18 protein-coding genes are annotated in these 19076 nt (G+C 61.6%); 9 read left to right on the top strand and 9 right to left on the bottom strand.

Annotated elements, in window-relative coordinates:
- The first annotated feature begins 5 nt into the window (after positions 1-5).
- The 5 genes from proC (at position 6) to BST12_RS10745 (ending at position 3765) form a co-directional block, all read left to right on the top strand.
- Complete coding sequence (gene proC / locus BST12_RS10765; RefSeq protein ID WP_211281250.1) at positions 6-881, top strand: pyrroline-5-carboxylate reductase; 876 nt, start codon at positions 6-8, stop codon at positions 879-881.
- 140 nt (positions 882-1021) lie between these two features.
- Positions 1022-1279 (top strand): cell division/environmental response transcriptional regulator, encoded by a 258-nt coding sequence (locus BST12_RS10760; RefSeq protein WP_083113105.1) that lies wholly within the window; start codon positions 1022-1024, stop codon positions 1277-1279.
- Positions 1280-1389: 110 nt separating this feature from the next.
- Positions 1390-1491 (top strand): 30S ribosomal protein bS22, encoded by a 102-nt coding sequence (locus BST12_RS10755; protein ID WP_003402602.1) that lies wholly within the window; start codon positions 1390-1392, stop codon positions 1489-1491.
- A 76-nt stretch (positions 1492-1567) separates the two neighbouring features.
- Positions 1568-2692: an SDR family oxidoreductase gene (locus BST12_RS10750; RefSeq protein WP_083113104.1), complete on the top strand. Its 1125-nt coding sequence runs from the start codon at positions 1568-1570 to the stop codon at positions 2690-2692.
- Complete coding sequence (locus BST12_RS10745; RefSeq protein ID WP_139801606.1) at positions 2674-3765, top strand: lysophospholipid acyltransferase family protein; 1092 nt, start codon at positions 2674-2676, stop codon at positions 3763-3765. Before BST12_RS10750 ends, BST12_RS10745 begins: the two co-directional genes overlap by 19 nt.
- Positions 3766-3831: 66 nt before the next feature.
- Here the strand turns inward: BST12_RS10745 and BST12_RS10740 are convergent, their stop codons facing one another.
- From BST12_RS10740 to BST12_RS10730, 3 genes are all read right to left on the bottom strand, one after another.
- A complete protein-coding gene (locus BST12_RS10740) occupies positions 3832-4758 on the bottom strand; it encodes a cyclopropane mycolic acid synthase family methyltransferase (protein ID WP_083113103.1) in 927 nt (308 codons plus the stop codon).
- 10 nt (positions 4759-4768) lie between these two features.
- Positions 4769-5281, bottom strand: coding sequence for an FAS1-like dehydratase domain-containing protein (locus tag BST12_RS10735; RefSeq protein WP_083113102.1), 513 nt, complete (start codon positions 5279-5281; stop codon positions 4769-4771).
- A gap of 67 nt (positions 5282-5348) precedes the next feature.
- The gene (locus BST12_RS10730) at positions 5349-6260 is read right to left on the bottom strand and encodes an HAD family hydrolase (RefSeq protein WP_083113101.1); all 912 of its coding nucleotides are present in this window, start codon (positions 6258-6260) and stop codon (positions 5349-5351) included.
- 357 nt (positions 6261-6617) lie between these two features.
- Between BST12_RS10730 and BST12_RS10725 the strand changes: the two genes are divergently transcribed.
- The 3 genes from BST12_RS10725 (at position 6618) to BST12_RS10715 (ending at position 10903) form a co-directional block, all read left to right on the top strand.
- Positions 6618-7055 carry an MmpS family transport accessory protein gene (locus tag BST12_RS10725; RefSeq protein ID WP_083113100.1) on the top strand — a complete coding sequence of 146 codons (438 nt, stop codon included), beginning with the start codon at positions 6618-6620 and terminating at the stop codon, positions 7053-7055.
- Complete coding sequence (locus tag BST12_RS10720) at positions 7052-10003, top strand: MMPL/RND family transporter (protein WP_083113099.1); 2952 nt, start codon at positions 7052-7054, stop codon at positions 10001-10003. Before BST12_RS10725 ends, BST12_RS10720 begins: the two co-directional genes overlap by 4 nt.
- Positions 10004-10111: 108 nt before the next feature.
- A complete protein-coding gene (locus tag BST12_RS10715) occupies positions 10112-10903 on the top strand; it encodes a class I SAM-dependent methyltransferase (protein WP_083113098.1) in 792 nt (263 codons plus the stop codon).
- Between the two features lie 24 nt (positions 10904-10927).
- On the opposite strand, the gene BST12_RS10710 is transcribed toward BST12_RS10715, so the two are convergent.
- From BST12_RS10710 to BST12_RS10700, 3 genes are all read right to left on the bottom strand, one after another.
- Positions 10928-12100, bottom strand: coding sequence for a PPE family protein (locus tag BST12_RS10710; RefSeq protein ID WP_083113097.1), 1173 nt, complete (start codon positions 12098-12100; stop codon positions 10928-10930).
- 318 nt (positions 12101-12418) lie between these two features.
- Positions 12419-14107: a CocE/NonD family hydrolase gene (locus BST12_RS10705; RefSeq protein WP_083113096.1), complete on the bottom strand. Its 1689-nt coding sequence runs from the start codon at positions 14105-14107 to the stop codon at positions 12419-12421.
- A 26-nt stretch (positions 14108-14133) separates the two neighbouring features.
- Complete coding sequence (locus tag BST12_RS10700) at positions 14134-15057, bottom strand: LysR family transcriptional regulator (protein ID WP_083113095.1); 924 nt, start codon at positions 15055-15057, stop codon at positions 14134-14136.
- Between the two features lie 165 nt (positions 15058-15222).
- Between BST12_RS10700 and BST12_RS10695 the strand changes: the two genes are divergently transcribed.
- Positions 15223-15870 carry a TetR/AcrR family transcriptional regulator gene (locus BST12_RS10695; protein WP_245850229.1) on the top strand — a complete coding sequence of 216 codons (648 nt, stop codon included), beginning with the start codon at positions 15223-15225 and terminating at the stop codon, positions 15868-15870.
- Here the strand turns inward: BST12_RS10695 and BST12_RS10690 are convergent.
- The 3 genes from BST12_RS10690 to BST12_RS33350 all read right to left on the bottom strand — a co-directional run bounded on the left by BST12_RS10690 (position 15841) and on the right by BST12_RS33350 (position 18975).
- Positions 15841-17763 carry a PPE family protein gene (locus BST12_RS10690; protein WP_245850235.1) on the bottom strand — a complete coding sequence of 641 codons (1923 nt, stop codon included), beginning with the start codon at positions 17761-17763 and terminating at the stop codon, positions 15841-15843. The two genes, BST12_RS10695 and BST12_RS10690, sit on opposite strands and share 30 nt — an antisense overlap.
- A 511-nt stretch (positions 17764-18274) precedes the next feature.
- The gene (locus tag BST12_RS10685) at positions 18275-18496 is read right to left on the bottom strand and encodes a hypothetical protein (RefSeq protein WP_083113092.1); all 222 of its coding nucleotides are present in this window, start codon (positions 18494-18496) and stop codon (positions 18275-18277) included.
- Positions 18493-18975, bottom strand: coding sequence for a hypothetical protein (locus BST12_RS33350; protein ID WP_245850227.1), 483 nt, complete (start codon positions 18973-18975; stop codon positions 18493-18495). Before BST12_RS33350 ends, BST12_RS10685 begins: the two co-directional genes overlap by 4 nt.
- Positions 18976-19076: the final 101 nt, after the last annotated feature.

Genomic DNA, 19076 nt, shown 5'->3' with positions numbered 1-19076 from the left:
CGGGCATGGCAAGAATTGCGATCGTCGGTGGCGGCAGCATCGGTGAGGCATTGCTGTCGGGTCTGCTGCGGGCGGGGCGGCAGGTCAAGGACTTAGTCGTGGCCGAACGGATGCCGGATCGGGCCAAGTACATATCCGAGACCTATTCCGTCTTGGTGACGTCGGTGAAAGACGCGGTCGAGAACGCGACGTTCGTCGTCGTCGCCGTCAAGCCCGCCGACGTCGAGGCGGTGGTCGACGACCTTGCCGACGCGGCGGCCGCGGCCGACAACGACAGCGTTGAGCAGGTGTTCGTCACGGTGGCGGCAGGCATCACCATCACGTTCTTCGAATCCAAGCTGCCGGCCGGAACGCCGGTGATCCGGGCGATGCCCAATGCCGCGGCACTCGTCGGGGCCGGCGTCACTGCGCTGGCCAAGGGGCGGTTCGTCACCCCGCAGCAGCTCGAGGAGGCCTCCGCCCTGTTCGACGCCGTCGGCGCCGTGCTGACCGTGCCCGAAGCGCAGATGGACGCCGTGACCGCGGTGTCCGGCTCCGGCCCGGCATATTTCTTCCTGCTGGTGGAGGCGTTGGTGGATGCCGGTGTCGCGGTCGGTTTGAGCCGGCAGGTGGCCACCGACCTGACCGCACAGACCATGGCCGGATCGGCGGCGATGCTGCTGGAGCGGATGAACCAGGAGCGGCGCACCGCCGATGGCGAGCCGTTGGGTTTGCGCGTCGACTCCTCACCGGCTGAGCTGCGGGCGTCGGTCACCTCACCGGGCGGCACGACCGCGGCTGCCCTGCGGGAACTGGAACGCGGTGGATTTCGGATAGCCGTCGACGCTGCCGTTCAGGCCGCCAAAACACGCTCTGAGCAGCTAAGAATTACATCTGAATAATTCAGGTTTTTTGAACTGATTGTCCCCCACCAGTACCAGTAACCCCACTAGTCCCGCTATTCTCCTCTGTGTATGCACGTGTGGGTGCCAGCGGAGGGGAAGCCGCTGGCATTGCGCGGGCCTGACACGATTGGGTTGCAATGACGTCTACCAACGGACCGTCGGCACGGGATTCTGCAAGTAAAGGACGGGACACCGGTTCGGTCGAAGCGCAACAGGGCCGGACACAATTTCTCACCGTCGCCGAGGTGGCGGCGCTGATGCGGGTCTCCAAGATGACGGTGTACCGGCTGGTGCACAACGGCGAACTGCCCGCGGTGCGGGTTGGGCGGTCGTTCCGGGTACATGCCAAGGCCGTCCACGACATGCTGGAGACCTCGTACTTCGACGCCGGCTAGCCCCGACCACAGCAGTCTGATCCAGCGCCCGGTTTGGTGTTCCACACGCCACGCCGGGTAAGGTGACCGGGTCATTTCAAGAAGTGGTCACGGGGCAGATAGCGGAGTTCATGGGTTCAGTAATCAAGAAGCGGCGCAAGCGCATGTCGAAGAAAAAGCACCGCAAGCTGCTGCGCCGCACTCGGGTGCAACGCAGAAAACTTGGCAAGTAAGGCCAAGAGCCCTGGCCCGCGCGGACCGTCACCCTGCTGTAACGCGCCCGTTTCTCTGCGCGGCTAGGCTATCGGGGTGGATTCGGCCAACGGTGGGGATGGCGGCGCAATCGGCGGCAGCGAGAACGTGCACTACCCGAAGGTGGTGCTGGTCACCGGCGCTTGCCGGTTTCTGGGCGGGTACCTGACGGCGCGGCTGGCGCAGAACCCTCTGATCAACGGGGTCATCGCGGTCGATGCCATCGCACCCAGCAAGGACATGCTGCGCCGGATGGGCCGTGCCGAATTCGTTCGCGCAGATATCCGAAATCCCTTTATTGCCAAGGTGATTCGCAACGGCGACGTCGACACGGTGGTGCACGCCGCGGCCGCGTCCTACGCGCCGCGGTCCGGCGGCAGCGCGGCGTTGAAGGAAATCAACGTGATGGGCGCGATGCAACTGTTCGCGGCCTGTCAGAAGGCGCCCTCGGTGCGTCGCGTGGTGCTGAAGTCGACGTCCGAGGTCTACGGGTCGAGCGCGCATGACCCGGCGATCTTCACCGAGGACAGCAGCAGCCGCCGTCCCTTCCGGGAGGGTTTCGCCAAGGACAGCCTCGACATCGAGGGCTACGTGCGCGGCCTGGGCCGGCGCCGGCCCGACATCGCGGTGACAATCCTGCGGTTGGCCAACATGATCGGTCCGGCCATGGACACCACGCTGTCCCGCTACTTAGCCGGGCCTTTCGTGCCGACGATGTTCGGTCGCGATGCACGCTTGCAGCTACTGCATGAGCAGGATGCACTGGGTGCACTGGAACGCGCCGCGATGGCCGGCAAGGCCGGCACGTTCAACATCGGCGCCGACGGCATCATCATGCTGTCGCAGGCGATCCGGCGCGCGGGCCGAATTCCGCTGCCGGTACCCGGTTTTGGGGTGTGGGCTCTTGATTCGCTGAGACGAGCTAATCGTTATACCGAAATCACTCGCGATCAATTTGATTATTTAAGTTACGGGCGGGTGATGGATACCACGAGAATGCGTACCGAACTGGGCTATCAGCCCAAGTGGACGACGGCCGAGGCTTTCGACGACTACGTGCGCGGCCGCAGCTTGACTCCCATTATCGACCCACATCGGGTACGCTCCTGGGAAGGTCGCGCGGTAGCCCTAGCACAGCGATGGGGCAGCCGAAATCCAATTCCATGGGGTGGGGTCAGGTAGATATCGTGGCGGGTGAAAACAGAGCGAATGTCATTCCACTGCACACGAATCGGGGTCGGGTAGCAGCGCGCAGACGCGCCGGACAACGGGCTGACGCGTCCCGTCAGCACCCGTCGTTACTGTCGGACCCGAATGGCCGGGCATCGGCCGAACAGATCGCTGCGGTCGTTCGCGAAATCGACGAGCACCGCCGGGCAGCCGGAACGACGTCGACGGCCGAGGCGCCGCTGAGTGATCTCGCGCAACGCGTTGCCGCGGTTGCCGGATTTCTCCGTCAACGACTCACCGGCGATTACACCGTCGACGAATTCGGATTCGACCCGCACTTCAATAGCGCCATCATTCGGCCTTTGCTGAGATTTTTCTTCAGGTCGTGGTTCCGCGTGGAAGTCAGCGGCATCGAGAACATTCCGAGCGAGGGTGCCGCGCTGGTAGTCGCCAACCACGCCGGGGTTCTGCCGTTCGACGGGTTGATGCTGTCGGTGGCGGTTCACGACGAGCATCCCGCGGAACGGGATCTGCGACTTCTTGCTGCCGACATGGTGTTCGACTTGCCGGTCGTCGGGGAGGCCGCCCGCAAGGCGGGCCACACCATGGCCTGCACGACGGACGCGCACCGGTTGCTCGCCTCCGGCGAGCTGACCGCGGTGTTCCCCGAGGGCTACAAGGGTCTCGGTAAGCGCTTCGAGGACCGCTACCGGTTGCAGCGATTCGGGCGCGGCGGATTCGTCTCGGCCGCACTGCGCACCAAGGCGCCGATTGTGCCGTGCTCGATCATCGGCTCCGAAGAGATCTACCCGATGCTGACGGACGTCAAGTTGTTGGCGCGATTGTTCGGCCTGCCGTACTTCCCGGTCACGCCCTTGTTCCCGCTGGCCGGCCCGGCCGGTCTGGTGCCGCTGCCGTCGAAGTGGCGGATCGCGTTCGGCGAGCCGATTCACACCGCGGACTATGCCACCACCGACGCCGAGGACCCGATGGTCACCTTCGAGTTGACCGACCAGGTCCGTGAGACGATCCAGCAGACGCTGTACCGGCTACTGGCCGGGCGGCGCAACATCTTCTTCGGCTGATCCAGGGCTGAGCCACTCCAGCAAATAACCCCCGGCGGCTGAGCCACCGGGGGTTATCGACGGGACCTATTTGACCAGCGTGAACTGGCAGACGTTCGTGTAGCCGTCGCGGAACAGATCCGAGCATCCCCGCAGGTACTTCACAAAGGTGTCGTACTCCTGCTGGCCCTTGAGTTCGATGGCCTTTTCCTTGTTCGCTTCCAGGGCGTCGGCCCAGGAGTTCAAGGTGGGAACGTAGTTCTTGCCGATGAAGTGGTGGCGGTCGATCTTGAAGCCCGCCTCGGTCGAATACCGGTCGACCTGCTCCACCTGGGGCAACTTACCGCCGGGATAGATCTCCTTGAGGATGAAGCTGATGAAGCGCAGCAGAGTCATCGTGGTCTTGAGGCCCATCGCCTTACCTTCTGCGGCGGTGGGCACCACGATCGAGTGCAGCAACATCCGGCCGTCGTCAGGCAGCAGGCTGTAGTACTTCTTGAAGAAGGTGGCGTAGCGCTCGTATCCGGCGTCGCCCGCCCCGTCGGCGAAGTGCTCGAATGCGCCGAGCGACACGATGCGGTCGACGGGCTCGTCGAACAACTCCCAGCCCTGCAGGCGCACCTCTTTGTGCCGCGGGCTGTCCATCTCGGCGAACTTCGCCTCGCAGTGCGCCAGCTGGTTCTCACTCAGCGTTAGACCGATAACGTTCACGTCGTAGTGCTCGACGGCGTGACGCATGGTCGAGCCCCAGCCCGAACCGATATCGAGCAGGGTCATGCCAGGCTCGAGGTTGAGTTTGTCCAGGGCCAGTTTGCGCTTGGCGAACTGCGCCTCTTCGAGTGTTTTGGTCTGCGGCTGATCGATATTGGGATGCTCATCGAAGTAGGCGCAGCTGTAGGTCATCGAAGGATCGAGCCACAACTTGAAGAACTCGTTTGATCGGTCGTAATGCGACTGCACGTCTTTGACCGGCGGCTTTAGTTGCGTTCCGCCTGTTTCACCCTGTGACGTCATTGAGTGGACCCTACTTTCCGGCAGATATGGATGCAATTGCGGCGACGGTTTCTTCAGCGCCAGCGTCTTGGTGCGCGGCCTCACCCAGCATCGTGACGACACTGGTGACCACGGGTTTGCCCTCAGCATCTGTGACTTCGCTGCGGATTTCAGCGAGCACGGTGCCGTGGGACTCGATAACCGAGTCTAGATAAGTGTCGAAGTAAAGCTTGTCGTGGGCCACGATCGGCCGGTGAAACTTGAATTTCTGGTCGCGGTGAAAGACCCGGGCAATGTTGATCGGGATGTCGAACTTGGTGAAGATCTCCAGCTGCACGCGCCGGCCCGCAACCGCCAGGAACGTCAACGGCGCCACCAGTTCGGGGTAGCCGGCCTCGGCCGCGTCCGGCTCGTTGTAGTGCGACGGATGGTCGTCTTTCACCGCGATCGCGAACTCTCGCACCTTCTCGCGTCCGACCAGGAAGTAGTCCGGCGCCCGGTAATGGCTACCGATGATCCCTTGGGTGGTTTCGGGAAGTGTCATGCCGCTGCCGCTCTCCGCTCGATTGATTGCTAGGCGCTACTGCCCGGCTAGCTAACGGCGCAGCCTATCAGCGGGATTGCCGTCGAGACGCCAGAGCCGCCAGCGCACCACCCGCGGCGCCCAGCGCCAGGGCTGACGGCACTCCGATCCGGGCGGCCTTGCGAGCCGTCCGGAAGTCGCGAATTTCCCATCCCCGTTCGCGCGCCAGACTGCGTAGCCGGGCGTCGGGGTTGATGGCGACAGCGGTACCCACCAGCGAGAGCATGGGCACATCGTTGTAGCTGTCGGAGTAGGCGGTACAGCGTTTGAGGTTGAGTCCCTCGCGGATGGCCAGCGACCGCACCGCGTGTGCCTTGCCGCTGCCGTGCAGGATCTCGCCGACCAGCCTGCCGGTGAATATCCCGTCGACCGATTCGGCGACGGTGCCCAGGGCGCCGGTCAAACCCAGCCGGCGGGCGATGGTGGCTGCCAGCTCATAGGGTGTCGCGGTGATGAGCCACACCTGCTGACCGGCGTCGAGATGCATTTGAGTGAGTTCGCGAGTGCCCGCCCAAATCTTGTCGGCGATGATCTCGTCGTAGATCTCCTCGCCCAGGGTTATCAGCTGCTCGACCGACCGGCCCTCGATGAATGCCAGTGCCTTGCGCCGGCCGGCGGCGACGTCGTTGCTGTTCTCCTTGCCCAGCAGCTGAAATTTGGCCTGGGCATAGATGAAACCCAGGACGTCGCGATAGGTGAAGTAGTCGCGAGCGGCCAGTCCGCGGCCGAAGTGGACCGCTGAGGAGCCCTGTACCAGGGTGTTGTCCACGTCGAAGAACGCCGCGGCGGTCAGGTCAACCGGCGGCTGCCGCCGGTTGTCGTCGTCGGCACGCATGTCGTCCAGCGCCCGTTCGGCGCTGGCACTGCCGGCCAGCGATTCCAGGTCGACGCGGCTGGTGTGGTCGCCGCTGCCGGGGAGCCCCAAGTGATAGGAAGCCATCACACACCTCCCATATCGCTGTGCCCATATCGCTGTGTCCGGCCGCCCACGCTGCGACCGCTACCAAACCCTATCCGGCAAGTGCGTTGCGGGCAGGAGCCGCGCCTGCCGCGCGGGCACAGTCCGATTTTGGAATGCCGGACGGCCTTACGCAGCGAAGCGGGCGTAACAAGATGTATTCGAAATTCGAAATGCTTAGCGGTGCTTAGCGCGCCAGCGGTAGCGTCTACGCTGCTGGCTCAACATGACATCGGGTGAGTACGCGGATCGGATTTTTTGGGAGGTACGGGTTCGCGCTATGGGCGCTCTCAGCTGCACCTTAGACGGACCAAACCGGGGTCGAAACGGGGCACGAGCGTGATTCGGATTACCAGGGCTGTGAAGCGAGGGTGGCTGCTGCTGGCTGTGATCGCGGTGGCGATTGTCGCCGGGTCCACTATCTATCGGCTGCACCGCATTTTCGGCGCTCACGAGCTTCCTGTGGTGCGGATGAAGGCCGACGACGATTTCCCCCAATTCAACCCGAAGCACGTGACGTATGAAGTGTTCGGCCCGGCACCGACGGCAAGAATCACCTACCTGGATCCAGATGCCAAGGTGCAAAAACTCGAGAACATACCGCTGCCGTGGTCCACAACCGTTTCGACCACGCTGTCTTCGGTCACCGTCAACCTATTGGCGCAGAGTAACGGCGACGTGATCGGCTGCCGGATCCTTGTTAACGGCACAGTCAAGGACGAGCAATCTGAGCACGGCCTCAAAGCCCTGACAATCTGCCAGGTATCAGCGGCATGACCGAGCTGGACCCCGCTCCAACTGCACGGCGGCCTTTCCTGCCACGGATGATTCAGCGGTTTGCAATAGTGATCGTGCTGTTCTGGCTGGCACTGACCGGCATCGTCAATCTCACCGTGCCGCAGTTGGAGCAGGTCGGAAAAGCGCACTCGGTGTCGATGACCCCGCACGACGCCGAATCGATTCAGGCAGTGAAGCACATTGGTCAGGTATTCAATGAGTTTGATTCCGATAACACCGTCACGGTTGTGCTGGAAAGCACTAATCCACTCGGCGACGACGCGCACCGCTTTTATAGCGAGTTGATCAAGCGACTTTCCGCAGATACCCACCACGTCGCGCACATTCAGGATTTCTGGGGCGATCCCCTGACCGCAGCCGGATCTCAGAGCGCCGACGATAAAGCCGCATACGTCGTGATCTACCTCGTCGGCAACAACGAAACGGCGGCATACAAGTCAGTAGCCGCCGTGCGGCATATCGTCGACACCACACCGGCGCCTCCGGGCCTCAAGGCCTATGTCACCGGCCCGACCGCGCTTAATGCCGACCAATCCGAGGCCGGCGACAAAAGTATCGCCAAGGTCACCTTGATAACCAGCCTGGTGATCGCGGTAATGCTCCTCTTCATATACCGCTCCGTCGTCACCATGATTCTTGTCCTGGTGATTGTCGGAATTGACTTGGGCGCAATTCGCGGGGTCATAGCCTTTCTCTCGTACCACAACGTTTTCAACCTTTCCACCTTCGCAACCAACCTGCTCGTGCTCCTGGCCATTGCGGCCAGCACCGACTATGCGATATTCATGCTCGGTCGATATCACGAGGCTCGATACGCCGGCGAAGATCGGGAAACCGCCTTCTACTCAATGTTTCACGGAACGGCTCACGTAATCCTGGGCTCGGGGCTGACCATTGCCGGCGCCATGTATTGCCTGAGCTTTGCCCGACTGCCCTATTTTCAGACAATCGGCGCTCCGTGCGCCATAGGCATGCTCGTTGCGGTCTTGGCGGCGATCAGCCTCGGGCCGGCCGTGCTGGCGCTGGCCAGCTTTTTCAAGCTCCTTGATCCCCACCACCGGACGAACACGCGACGGTGGCGCCGCATCGGCACCGCGATTGTGCGTTGGCCCGGCCCGATTCTGGCAATGTCAATCTTGATCGCCCTGATCGGCCTACTCGCCCTGCCGAGTTACAAGACGACCTACGACCTGCGCAGGTTCATGCCGGCCAGTATGCCGTCGAATGTCGGGGATACGGCTGCGGGCCGGCACTTCTCGCAAGCTCGGCTCAACCCCGAGGTGCTCATGATCGAAAGCGATCATGACATGCGCAATGCAGTGGACATGCTAGTGCTGGATAAGGTCGCCAAAGGCATCTTCCACACCCCGGGCGTCGCGCAGGTCAAGGCGATCACCCGGCCATTGGGCACCTCCATGAAGCACGCATCGCTGCCGTTCGTCATCAGCATGCAGGGCGTCTCCAATAGCGAGAACATGCAATTCATGCGAGCTCGGTTGGACGACATGCTGGTCCAGGTCGACGCCATGAATACGACAATTGCCACGATGCACACGATGTACCGGCTAATGGGCGAGATCATCGATACCACGGTGAACATGGACCATCTGACGCACGACATGTCGGATATCACCGATACCCTGCGGGACCGGCTCGCCGACTTCGAGGACTTCTTCCGGCCGATTCGTGCCTATTTCTACTGGGAAAAGCACTGTTACGACATCCCGGTCTGCCAGTCGATACGCTCAATATTCGACATGTTCGACAGCGTCGACCAATTGAGTGAAAAGCTCGAGTATCTCGTCAAGAATCTGGACATCCTGGTTACGCTTTTGCCGCAGGTGCGGGCCCAGATCCCCATCATGATCGACACGATGACGCTCATGCGTGACCAGTTGATTGTCTGGCACAACACGCTGCAGTCGTTGTATAAGCAGTCCGACACCAGTAGCGCTAAGGACCCCGGAGCGATGGGCCGGGTTTTTGACGCCGCGCAAGTCGACGATTCGTTCTATCTGCCGCAGTCGGCTTTTGAGAATCCAGATTTCAAGCGCGGCCTGAAGATGTTCTTGTCGCCCGACGGCAAAGCTGCCCGTTTCATCATCGCGCTGGACGGTAATCCGGCGTCGCAGACGGGCATCTCTCGTGTCGTCCCCATAAAGCAGGCGGCAGTAGAGGCGATTAAGGGAACTCCTTTGCAAGGCGCTGCCATCTATATGGGTGGCACCGCCTCGACATTCAGGGATATTCAAGAGGGCGCGCTGTATGACCTTCTGATCGCCGGCATTGCCGCAATCAGTCTGATTTTGATCATCATGATGATCATCACCCGAAGTATTGTCGCCGCCGCGGTAATCGTTGGAACCGTGTTGCTTTCGATGGGTGCGTCTTTCGGGATTTCCGTGCTGGTTTGGGAAGATATTCTCGGCATCAAGCTGTACTGGATGGTATTAGCGATGTCGGTGATTCTGCTTTTGGCAGTGGGATCCGACTACAACTTGCTGCTGATCTCTCGGCTCAAAGAAGAAATCGGTGCCGGCTTGAATACGGGAATCATCCGTGCGATGGCCGGCACCGGCGGAGTGGTAACCGCCGCGGGCATGGTATTCGCGGTCACCATGTCCCTTTTCGTGTTCAGCGATTTGCGGATCATCGGCCAGATCGGCACCACGATCGGGTTGGGCTTGCTGTTCGACACGCTGATCGTGCGTTCGTTCATGACGCCGTCCATTGCCGCCTTGCTCGGGCGCTGGTTCTGGTGGCCGCAACGGGTCCGTCCGCGCCCGGCCAGCCTGATGCTGCGGTCCTCGGGCCCCCGTCGTTTGGTGCGTGCCTTGTTGCTGCCGCCCCCGAACGGTCACTCGCCGGCGCGGGGCCGGCCACCGGCCGGCGTCGGTTCGCCCGACGGCGGCGCTGTCCGGCCGTGACCACGAGTCAATAGGCCGCCGCAGCCCGTTCATTGCTTTCGCCGGGTGCAACGGTTGGTTCAAAAGCTTCTACTAGACGCCTTAGCACGTTGCGGGGACGCTTAACTGATGACAACACCCGCGGCCCTTGCGATCGAGTCGATGCCTCGCGGCGGCCCAGATTCGTCCTGGCTGGACCGTCGGCTGCAAACCGACGTACTGGAATACATCGACCGCTACGACGTACCCGACGAAACCAAGCAGTACGTTGTCACCGCGCTAGACGATATGGGCACCCGCAATGGCACACACGAGACGATCGCCGGGTACGTAGTCAATCTTGTCGCCGGGATCGACAAGCCCCGCATTCTCGAACTGGGTGCCGGTCACGGCCGTCTATCTGAGCAGATTCTGCGGCTACACCCAACCGCCGAGCTCACCATTAGCGACCTGGACCCGCATTCGGTGCACAACGTCGCCAGCGGTCCACTCGGGCGCAACCCCAGGGTGAGAACGAAGGTCGTGGACGCCACCAATATCAACGACCCCGACAACAGCTACGACCTGGTCGTCTTCGCCTATGCCTTCCATCACCTGCCCCCGTCCGTGGCTGTCAACGCGATCGCCGATGCCACCCGCGTCGGCAAAACGTTTCTCATCGTCGACCTGATGCGGTGGCCGTCTCTGGGACTGTTGCTGATGCCGCTGGTCATCCCGCTCATCATCGCGGTTCGGGTGCGTCCGCTCGCTGCCGCACGCGCGGTCATGCATGACGCCCTCATCAGCCATCTGCGTGCCTACAGCCCTTCGGCCTTCACCGCCCTGGGTAAGGCAGCGCACCCCGAGATGCGAGTCGAATTTCTGCCGAGGCCCAAATTCCGCCCGCGCGCCCGGGCCCTCATTTTCCGACGGACGCCCTAAAAGGCCCGCTATGCCGGGAACGGTTTATGTTGCGCCCGCCCCCCAGGTCCTCGGCAGCATCGGCACCGCAGTTCTGCCGCCACAGCCATCGCCACCGATCGTGGCCAAGCCGCCCGCTGGCGCCGCATCGCCGTGAGTCTGAGACCCGGCAAACCCCGTGACTGCAGCGCCGCGGGCAACTGACACCGCTGACGCCGGCGCTGCGGACGCAGCCCCGACCGTTACCGCTGATGCAGCTGGCGCAACGGCCGAAGCCCCCGCAATCGAACCGGCGGGCGTTGCCACGAGAGGACTTGCCACAGCTGACGTCGCGCCCAAAGTAACCCCGCCACCGAGAATCCATTCAATAACTGCGTCCGCGAACAAGAAGGGATTTATCAAGACCTGAAAAGCCACTGTGGCGACCAAATCCCAAAGCATATAGACAACATGCAGCAACGCAAGCGCATCGGCAACGTCGCCAGACAGTAGTATTAGTAGGGCCTCAACAACAAGGATCGGCGAAAATACAATCGCCACCAATGAGTATCCGGCCAATAAAAAGAGATCTATCGCTTCTTGTAGCAGAAATACGAATAGCGCCTGCAGCAATTGCTCAATTGGGGTCAGAGTAACGACCAGATTGGCCGCAATGCTGCCCACAACCGCCGCCGCCGAGGATTTGATGATGATAGGTGGCGGGGTGGTGTGCGGTGCTGAGGCTAGCGCAGAGACAGAGACGGCCTCATAGGCGCTCATGGTGGCGGCGGCTTGGATCCACATTCGGACGTAGTCGGCTTCGTTGAGTGCGATGGGGATGGTGTTGATGCCGAAGAAGTTCGTGCCGGCCAGCACCGCATGGGTGGCATGGTTGGCCGCCAACTCGCCCAATGTCGGCATCGTCGCCAGCGCACTGACATAGGCCGTAGCTGCAACGTCGTGAGCAGCGGCGGTGACCGCGCTATCGGTGCTGGCCTGCACCAGCCACGTCAGATACGGCGCATATGCCGCCACGCAGATTTCACCGCTTGGTCCTTGCCATGCTGCGGCGGTAATCGCGGCTAGCACTGTGGTGAGTTCCTCGGCCACCGCTGCATACTCGGCGCTCAGCGATGACCATCCTGCGGCGGCGGCCACCAACGGTGCGGGGCCCGGACCGGCGGTAAGCAACGCAGAATGCACCTCCGGCGGCGAACTCATCCACATTGCCGCCGTCATTGGGTATTTCCTGCGAACGCATTCGACATACTAGACCTCAAATTCCCCGCCGATTTCCAAGTATTAAGATCCCTTGCGAGGCTTGCTGAACCAAAAGTTCATCGGCTGGCGGTTGCGCAAGAGTCCCGTATGCTCAGGGTACTGATTACGGGCACGGCAAGCGTAAGTACTACGCCCAGCCCCTGCAACTGCTGATCAATTCGAATCAATTTTGACGCGATAAATGGCAACTATGAATCGAACAAGATATTGCGAACCCATTTTACGGAGACGAACAGGACTAAATATCGATTCGATGTGGGAGTGGGTCAGCGTGCGCTATGCCGGAATGACAGGAACCCGCAGCCGGGCCGGCCGGTGGGCTCCCCAATGCAGGGTGCACCGCGCCGGCGGGCCCGGCACGTAGAGGGCCGGAAAAGCGCCGTACAGGGGATTGCGCGGTGCGAGTTGTCGGCCCGCAACCAGCAGGCGGATGCGGTCGCCGGCGTGAAAGGCGGTGGCCGATGGCCCGAGTGCGACTTCGACGGGAACGACTTCGCCGGGCGACAGAGGTTGCCGTCGTTGGAAAGTGTGGACTGGCTCGTATTCAGTGGACTGCTGCGTGTTGATTTCACGCAAAGACGCGCGCTGCCAGCCCGTCGTTACCCGATCGCGGCCAAAGCCGTAGGAGCCTTCGAACGGAATCCATTGGTCGCCAATCCATTTCTCGACTCCGGCAAACAGCGTTACATCGTCGGCGCCGTCGACGGACACCCATAGCGCCAAGCTCATCGGGCCGGTGAGTTCGAGATCGGCCGCCACGGGGAAGGTGAATGCCGCCGCGCGTCGCCGGGTCCGAAAGGTGACAGATCCGTCCACCGTCGGTGCCAAGGTATCAAGGTGCCCTTCTTCGGCGAGGTAGAGATCGCGCCATTGTGTACGCGCCAGCGGCCACTCCTGCTCGGTGCGCACCTCGGAAATGACGTCGCCGCGTTCGCGGACTTCGAGCCGAACTCGGGGCGGCTTCGGCACGTCGCGGTGTTTGAGGTAGCGCTCGAAGAAGGCGAGCTGGGCCAGGCGGGCGTCGTCGCCGTAGAAGGTGGCCCACTTTCCGTCACGGTGGGTGTAGACGAATTTGTCTGTCGCACTTACCTGTTCGAATGCGCGGAAGGATCCGCGACTGTGCAGGTTGTTGTCCGAGAAGCTGGCGCAGACGAGCATCGGGATCTCGATCTTGCCGAGGTCGGGTATCAGTGACTGCCACCACTGGTCGTGAAGTGGGTGCGTCTTGCGTTGCACGCCAAGGTCTTCAGTGGTGCGCATGGTGTGTTTGATTCCGGCCTGCCATATCCGGGAGAATCCGTTTTCGACGACTCCGCCCGGCGTGAATAGATCGCGGTAGGCGTCGGTGAGGCCTTCCCAGGGACAAATCGCCTTCAGGCTGGGCGGGGCCAGCGCGGCCGCCTTGTACTGCGATATGGCCAGGTACGACACGCCAAGCATACCGACGCTGCCGCTGGACCATGGCTGAGCACCGGCCCACTCGACGAGGTCGTAGACGTCTTGGGCTTCCTGATCGGATAGCAGGGCTCCGGCGCCCTCCGAACTGCCGGCGCCGCGCAGATCGGCATTGACCACGGCGTATCCCTGCGCCAGCCACCAGACCGGATCCGGTGCCTCCCAACTGGTTTGGTCGGAGATGTCGAATGGGGCGGTCTGACGCATGATGCGAAACTGCGGGTTGAGGCTCCAGCGGCGCCCCCTGTGTTTGGGGCACTTGTCCTTGCCGTATGGGTGGGCTGAGAGGACGACCGGGAACGGCCCCTCGCGATGAGGCCGATAGACATTGACCCGCAGCACTACACCGTCGCGCAGGTGGACAGCGACGTCGCGGTCTGCCACGAGATCGGCCGGAGCCGCCGCCACCCGAACGGGCGGACGAAGGATCTTGCGAAGACGGGCCGCCGCGTATCGACGGGCGCCGGGACGCTTCCAGGGACGGTCATAGATTGGATATTGCGACGTCATGCTAACTCCTGAATCTGCAGCCGATTTCAGCCCGCGATACGACGCACGGGACCCGCGGAATCGCGTTCCGGCAACCCGCAAGACTCGATCACGCTGTCGCGGAAAGCGGCTCCGGACGGGGGCAGATACCTGTTGGTCATCCAGCCGATGGCGATCGGTCGCACCAGTTGCTGATCGTCGATCGCTATCTCGACGACGCCGGGAGTCGGCGCGGCCGCTTTGGGCAGCACGGCGACCCCCAGCCGCGCAGCGATCAAGCCCCGCAATGTGGTGAGGTCAGTTCCCTCGAAGGCGATGGTCGGCGTGATCGAATGGCGCGTGCAAGCGTCGTCAAAGATCCTGCGCAGCGTGTGGCCCCGGTCGAGAGCAACAAACGGCTGTCCGGCAAGTTCTTCGAAGCCGATCACCTCTCGGTGAGCCAGCGGATGCTGCCGGTCGACGACGGCGTAAAGCTGCTGGGTGAATAGGTTGCGCCATTTCACGCCGGGCGCGTCGTCGAATGCCATGGGATAGCTGAGGCAGACGTCAATCACGCCTTTGGTCAGGTCTTCGACCAGTGCTGGTCCAGAGCCTTGACGCAATATGAAGCGCGACCAGGGATGGTGCTCATGATGGCGACGGATCAAGCGGGGCACGGTCGCAGCGCCGAGTGACACCAGAAATCCAAGCGCCACAGTCCCGCTGTCGACACCCGCCAGCTGGCGCACGTCGGAAACCGCCGTCTCGAGACTGCGCTGCGCGGTTCGACTTGCCCGCAGGAACGCCTGCCCAAACCGGTTGAGTTCATTGCCCCGCCCGCACCGGGTGAACAGTTCGACCCCGATCTCGGATTCGAGCATGGCGATGGCCCGACTGACCGTCGACTGGGAAACCGCCAGCCGCTCTGCGGCATCACGCAGCGTGCCGACGTCTGCGACCGTCTGGAAATAGCGCAGCTGATAAAGCTCCATACCGCCTCCAACCCTCGTTGCGCAGTGGATCGGTGCCCGCTCGTCACCCACCGGATAGCGACCGTGCAGTGGTTCCCACGTGCGTAATGCCTGGTTACATCGCAGTAGAGTAGCACTCTAATGCGTTTTAGCTCCACTAAAATCTTTTCGGGTAGGCTATGCCGCGTGGAGAGCAAGCGGCCTCGCAATACGACCCGGTTGCGTGAAGCCGGGGCCGCGTCACGCGCCGAGACCCGCAGGCTGCTGCTGGAGGCCGCTGCCGAAGAATTTGCTCGGGTCGGCTACGTCGCCGCCACGGTCAACCGCATCGCCGAACGCGCCGGGGTCACTGTGCAAACGCTCTACCTGGCTTGGGGCAGCAAACGCGCGCTGTTGCGCGCATATCTGTTCAGCACGCTCACGCCAGGCGCGACGCCATCGCCGAAGTACTATGCGGCTCAGCTTCATCCAGACACGCCTGCCGGCACGCTGGCTCAGATTGCGACGTGGTTCTGCACCATTGCCAAGCGTTCAGCGCTGGCGTGGCAGGCCTACCGCGAAGGAGCTGCCGTCGACAAGGCGATCGCAGAAGAATGGCAAGAGCTACAGGTACTGCGCCGCGGAACGTTCCAAGAGCTGTTGTCCACCATTCCGGACGAGGTGCTGCAACTCCCGCGAGAACAAGCCGCGGATACCGCATGGGCACTGGCCAGCCCGGCCATGTACGAACTGATGGTGGGCAGTGCCGGCTACACCCTCGAGCAGTTCGAGCCCTGGCTTGCCGCAAATCTGCAGGGAGCGATTCTACGAAGCGTTCCGGTGCAAGAAGCCTGAGACTTGGTCGAGTGCGTTAAAGGCGCCCGAGTCGGACAAACCCAAGTTGCCAAGACCCGATTGAGCGGCGATGGCCGAGCTGAAATCAAGGCTGAAGTTGCCGATACCCGATTGGTTGAAGCCCGTGTTCGCGAAGCCGGAACCCCAACGAATTCCGGTGGGGCCGAGACCCACGTTGCCAAAACCTGAGGATATCGCAGCCGTGTTGTTGAGCCCGGTCAGCGACTGGCCCGCATTGTGGATTCCGGAGTTCGTAAAGTTGAAAGAGTCGAACAGGGGGCTGGAGTTTCCAATCCCCGAATTTCCGGTGCCGGAGTTATTGAAGCCCGAATTTCCAATGCCGGTGTTCCCGAACCCCGAGTTGGGATCGGTGCCGTCGCCCGATTTGCCAAAACCGGTGTTCAAAGCGCCGGAGTTGAAGCCGCCTGTGTTGATCTGGCCCGAGTTCCCCATACCGGTGTTCCCGTAACCGGAATTAGAGAACCCGGTGTTGTAATCGCCCCCGTTCAGGCTGCCGGAGTTGAACAAACCCGAATTGAAGCTGCCCGTGTTGAAGTCGCCGCTGTTGAAGTTGCCTGTGTTGTAGTCGCCGGAATTCGCGAACCCGGTGTTGACGCCTCCCGAGTTTCCGAAGCCGGTATTGACGACCTGCGCGTTTCCTAAACCAGTATTGATCAGGCCCGAGTTCCCGATGCCGGTGTTTATATTGCCTGAATTCGCCAGGCCGGTGTTGGTGACGCCGGAGTTCCCCACACCGAAATTGCCGCTGCCAGAGTTGAAGAAGCCGACGTTGTTGGTGCCCGAGTTGCCGAAGCCGATGTTCCCGCTGCCCGAGTTCAGGCCGCCGAAGCCGATCTGATGATCGCCGGTGAGTCCAATGCCGATGTTGCCGTGGCCAGTGTTGCCAAAGCCGAAGTTGCCGTTACCGGTGTTTCCGAACCCGAAGTTGCTGTTGCCGACGTTTCCGAAGCCGACGTTGGCGTTACCGGTGTTGCCGCCACCGAAGTTGTTGTTACCACCGTTGCCGAAGCCTACGTTCGCGTTGCCGGATGAGGCCTGAAGTCCCGCGTTGGGTCCGCCGTTTCCGACGCCGACGTTCCAGTTGCCGAAGTTGCCGAAGCCGGTGTTGTGGTCGCCGAAGTTGCCGCCACCGAAGTTGGAATTGCCGAGGTTTCCGCTCCCGACATTGAAGCTGCCCACGGCGCCGTTGAAGCCGCCGTTTCCGTTGCCGAAGTTGTAATTGCCGGTATTTCCGCTGCCCACATTGAAGCTTGACGTCTGGCCGTCGACGAAAACATTGCCGTTTCCGCTGCCCAGGTTGCTGCTGCCGTAGTTTCCGTTGCCGATGTTGCTGTTTCCGGTGTTGCCGCTGCCCAGATTCTTGTCGCCGATGTTGCCGATTCCCCAGTTGACGTTTTGGGTGACTTGCTGCCATGCCGCAAGCTGCCCAACCACCGCCGACGCGCTGGCGTGATAGCCCGCCATCGCCGCCGCGTCCTGCGCCCACATTCCCTCGTAAGCGGCTTCGACGGCCGCTATCGCCGGGGCGTGGAGCCCGAATATGTTCGACATTGCCAGCGACACCAGCCGAATGCGGTTGGCGCTCACGGCACCGGGATGCACCATGGCTGCCAGCGCTGACTCGAACACGTTCGCCGCAGCACGCGCCTGTACGGCAGCTAGCTCGGCCTTTGCCCCGGTGGCAGTCAGCAATTGTGCGTAGGGTTCCGCAGCGGCAGCCATGGCCGCCGACGCGGGACCCTGCCAGGCGCCATCGGCCAGACCCGACGTTGTTGACCTGAACGACGTTGCCGCCGCATTCAGTTCTGCAGCCAGCCCGTCCCAGCCTGCCGCCGCAGCAAAAAGCGGGTCCGAGCCCGCGCCACCGTACATCCGCGCCGAGCTTATTTCCGGCGGCAACAACGAGTAGTTCACAAGAATGTCTCTCTTTGGCTAGCTTGGCGCCGGCGCAATTCTGCGCCGGTCAGGAGTACGTTTGAGCCTTGCAGCTGTGGTTTCGGAGATCAATTAGAGAATTTCGTATGTTGCGTTGCATCTGACGTAAGTGTCGATACACGCGAGCGGATCTCAAGCGCGGAATATTACTTAATTTTCACCGTCTGTAAACTGTCACGATTGCGCAGGCATCAGGTCGCTGATCGTGGCATAGAAGATTGGCGATGGGTCCACTCGAATCCCTCGTTCGGTTGACACTTGATCGGTCGATCAAGTCGGGCAAGGAAGTACTGGTGGCCGTCTGGTCCGAGGATTGTTGGAGAATGACGGTTGCTCGGCGCTCGCCGCTAGCTGGGAACTATGCCGATTCCTTCGGAACTTATCGCATGCCCTGATGAATCGGCAGTTAGGATCGATCGTTTGAGCTTTCCGAAGCGGTGCCCAAGAGTCAGGCCTTATCGCCTTTCGGGTGTTCATACTCAGTGCCTGAAGTATCGTCCCAAAATTTGGGTGAAACATCCGTCACCCGATCCTCGGGAGCGATGGCGTCTACCTTCTTCTGGAAATCATCGAAAAGCCTCCGCGCATGCGCCAATTCCGCTTCGCTCGGCGGTGTAACGCCTGCCTCTTCAGGTGTGGAAAATGTCTTTCCAGCGATCTTCTTGCTCATTGCAAATTGTCCCTATGGCAAACGGACTCAGGCGCCGCTGAGATGTTGATACTGAACCAGTCATGCGGGACATCCCTGCGAAGCTCCGCATCAAGCTCGTTGAAACTGCGAACGATGACATGTGAAGCTGCAGGGGCATCGCTTTCGCCTGTCCATCCTCGGTCCCTGGCTTCTTGGTCCACTGTCAGACTGACTCGTCCGGGAAAATTTGTCGGATCCGGCCGCCCAAGGGTTACCCGCGGGTCCAAGCCGGCCCGGTACCAGCGGTACCGTGGGGATTCGGTGTATTTTCCAGGTCGTGCTATCTGACTCATTAAGAAGAGCAAATATTTCTCGGCATCTTCAAAGTTCCTGAACATCCAGTATCGACCCCTCGATCCTCTTTCCTTGGTATCGATATAATATTTGCCGTCCTCCAACACGAGATAATAGGAGACATCGGCATTGTCAACAAACGCTAATTCGTTGTTGCCGACCATAACGGGCGGTCGTCCTCCCCAAAAAATCTCCTCTCGCGTTTCCCCGCCCCGTGGTTCGCGTTGATTCTTGCCCGGGAAGCTGCCCGTTGCGCGCAGGAAGA

This window comes from Mycobacterium angelicum (genome assembly GCF_002086155.1).
GTDB classification, from domain to species: domain Bacteria; phylum Actinomycetota; class Actinomycetes; order Mycobacteriales; family Mycobacteriaceae; genus Mycobacterium; species Mycobacterium angelicum.
This window is presented reverse-complemented; position numbering and strand designations above follow the sequence as displayed.

Excerpts from the sequence above, each read along its gene's own strand:
- BST12_RS10685 (WP_083113092.1), bottom strand. The coding sequence starts at position 18,496 with ATGAGCAAGAAGATCGCTGGAAAGACATTTTCCACACCTGAAGAGGCA.
- BST12_RS10710 (WP_083113097.1), bottom strand. The coding sequence starts at position 12,100 with ATGACGGCGGCAATGTGGATGAGTTCGCCGCCGGAGGTGCATTCTGCG.
- BST12_RS10705 (WP_083113096.1), bottom strand. The coding sequence starts at position 14,107 with ATGACGTCGCAATATCCAATCTATGACCGTCCCTGGAAGCGTCCCGGC.
- BST12_RS10700 (WP_083113095.1), bottom strand. The coding sequence starts at position 15,057 with ATGGAGCTTTATCAGCTGCGCTATTTCCAGACGGTCGCAGACGTCGGC.
- BST12_RS10715 (WP_083113098.1), top strand. The coding sequence starts at position 10,112 with ATGACAACACCCGCGGCCCTTGCGATCGAGTCGATGCCTCGCGGCGGC.
- proC (WP_211281250.1), top strand. The coding sequence starts at position 6 with ATGGCAAGAATTGCGATCGTCGGTGGCGGCAGCATCGGTGAGGCATTG.
- BST12_RS10730 (WP_083113101.1), bottom strand. The coding sequence starts at position 6,260 with ATGGCTTCCTATCACTTGGGGCTCCCCGGCAGCGGCGACCACACCAGC.
- BST12_RS10690 (WP_245850235.1), bottom strand. The coding sequence starts at position 17,763 with ATGTACGGTGGCGCGGGCTCGGACCCGCTTTTTGCTGCGGCGGCAGGC.
- BST12_RS10740 (WP_083113103.1), bottom strand. The coding sequence starts at position 4,758 with ATGACGTCACAGGGTGAAACAGGCGGAACGCAACTAAAGCCGCCGGTC.
- BST12_RS10720 (WP_083113099.1), top strand. The coding sequence starts at position 7,052 with ATGACCGAGCTGGACCCCGCTCCAACTGCACGGCGGCCTTTCCTGCCA.
- BST12_RS10755 (WP_003402602.1), top strand. The coding sequence starts at position 1,390 with ATGGGTTCAGTAATCAAGAAGCGGCGCAAGCGCATGTCGAAGAAAAAG.
- BST12_RS10760 (WP_083113105.1), top strand. The coding sequence starts at position 1,022 with ATGACGTCTACCAACGGACCGTCGGCACGGGATTCTGCAAGTAAAGGA.
- BST12_RS33350 (WP_245850227.1), bottom strand. The coding sequence starts at position 18,975 with ATGGTCGGCAACAACGAATTAGCGTTTGTTGACAATGCCGATGTCTCC.
- BST12_RS10745 (WP_139801606.1), top strand. The coding sequence starts at position 2,674 with ATGGGGTGGGGTCAGGTAGATATCGTGGCGGGTGAAAACAGAGCGAAT.
- BST12_RS10735 (WP_083113102.1), bottom strand. The coding sequence starts at position 5,281 with ATGACACTTCCCGAAACCACCCAAGGGATCATCGGTAGCCATTACCGG.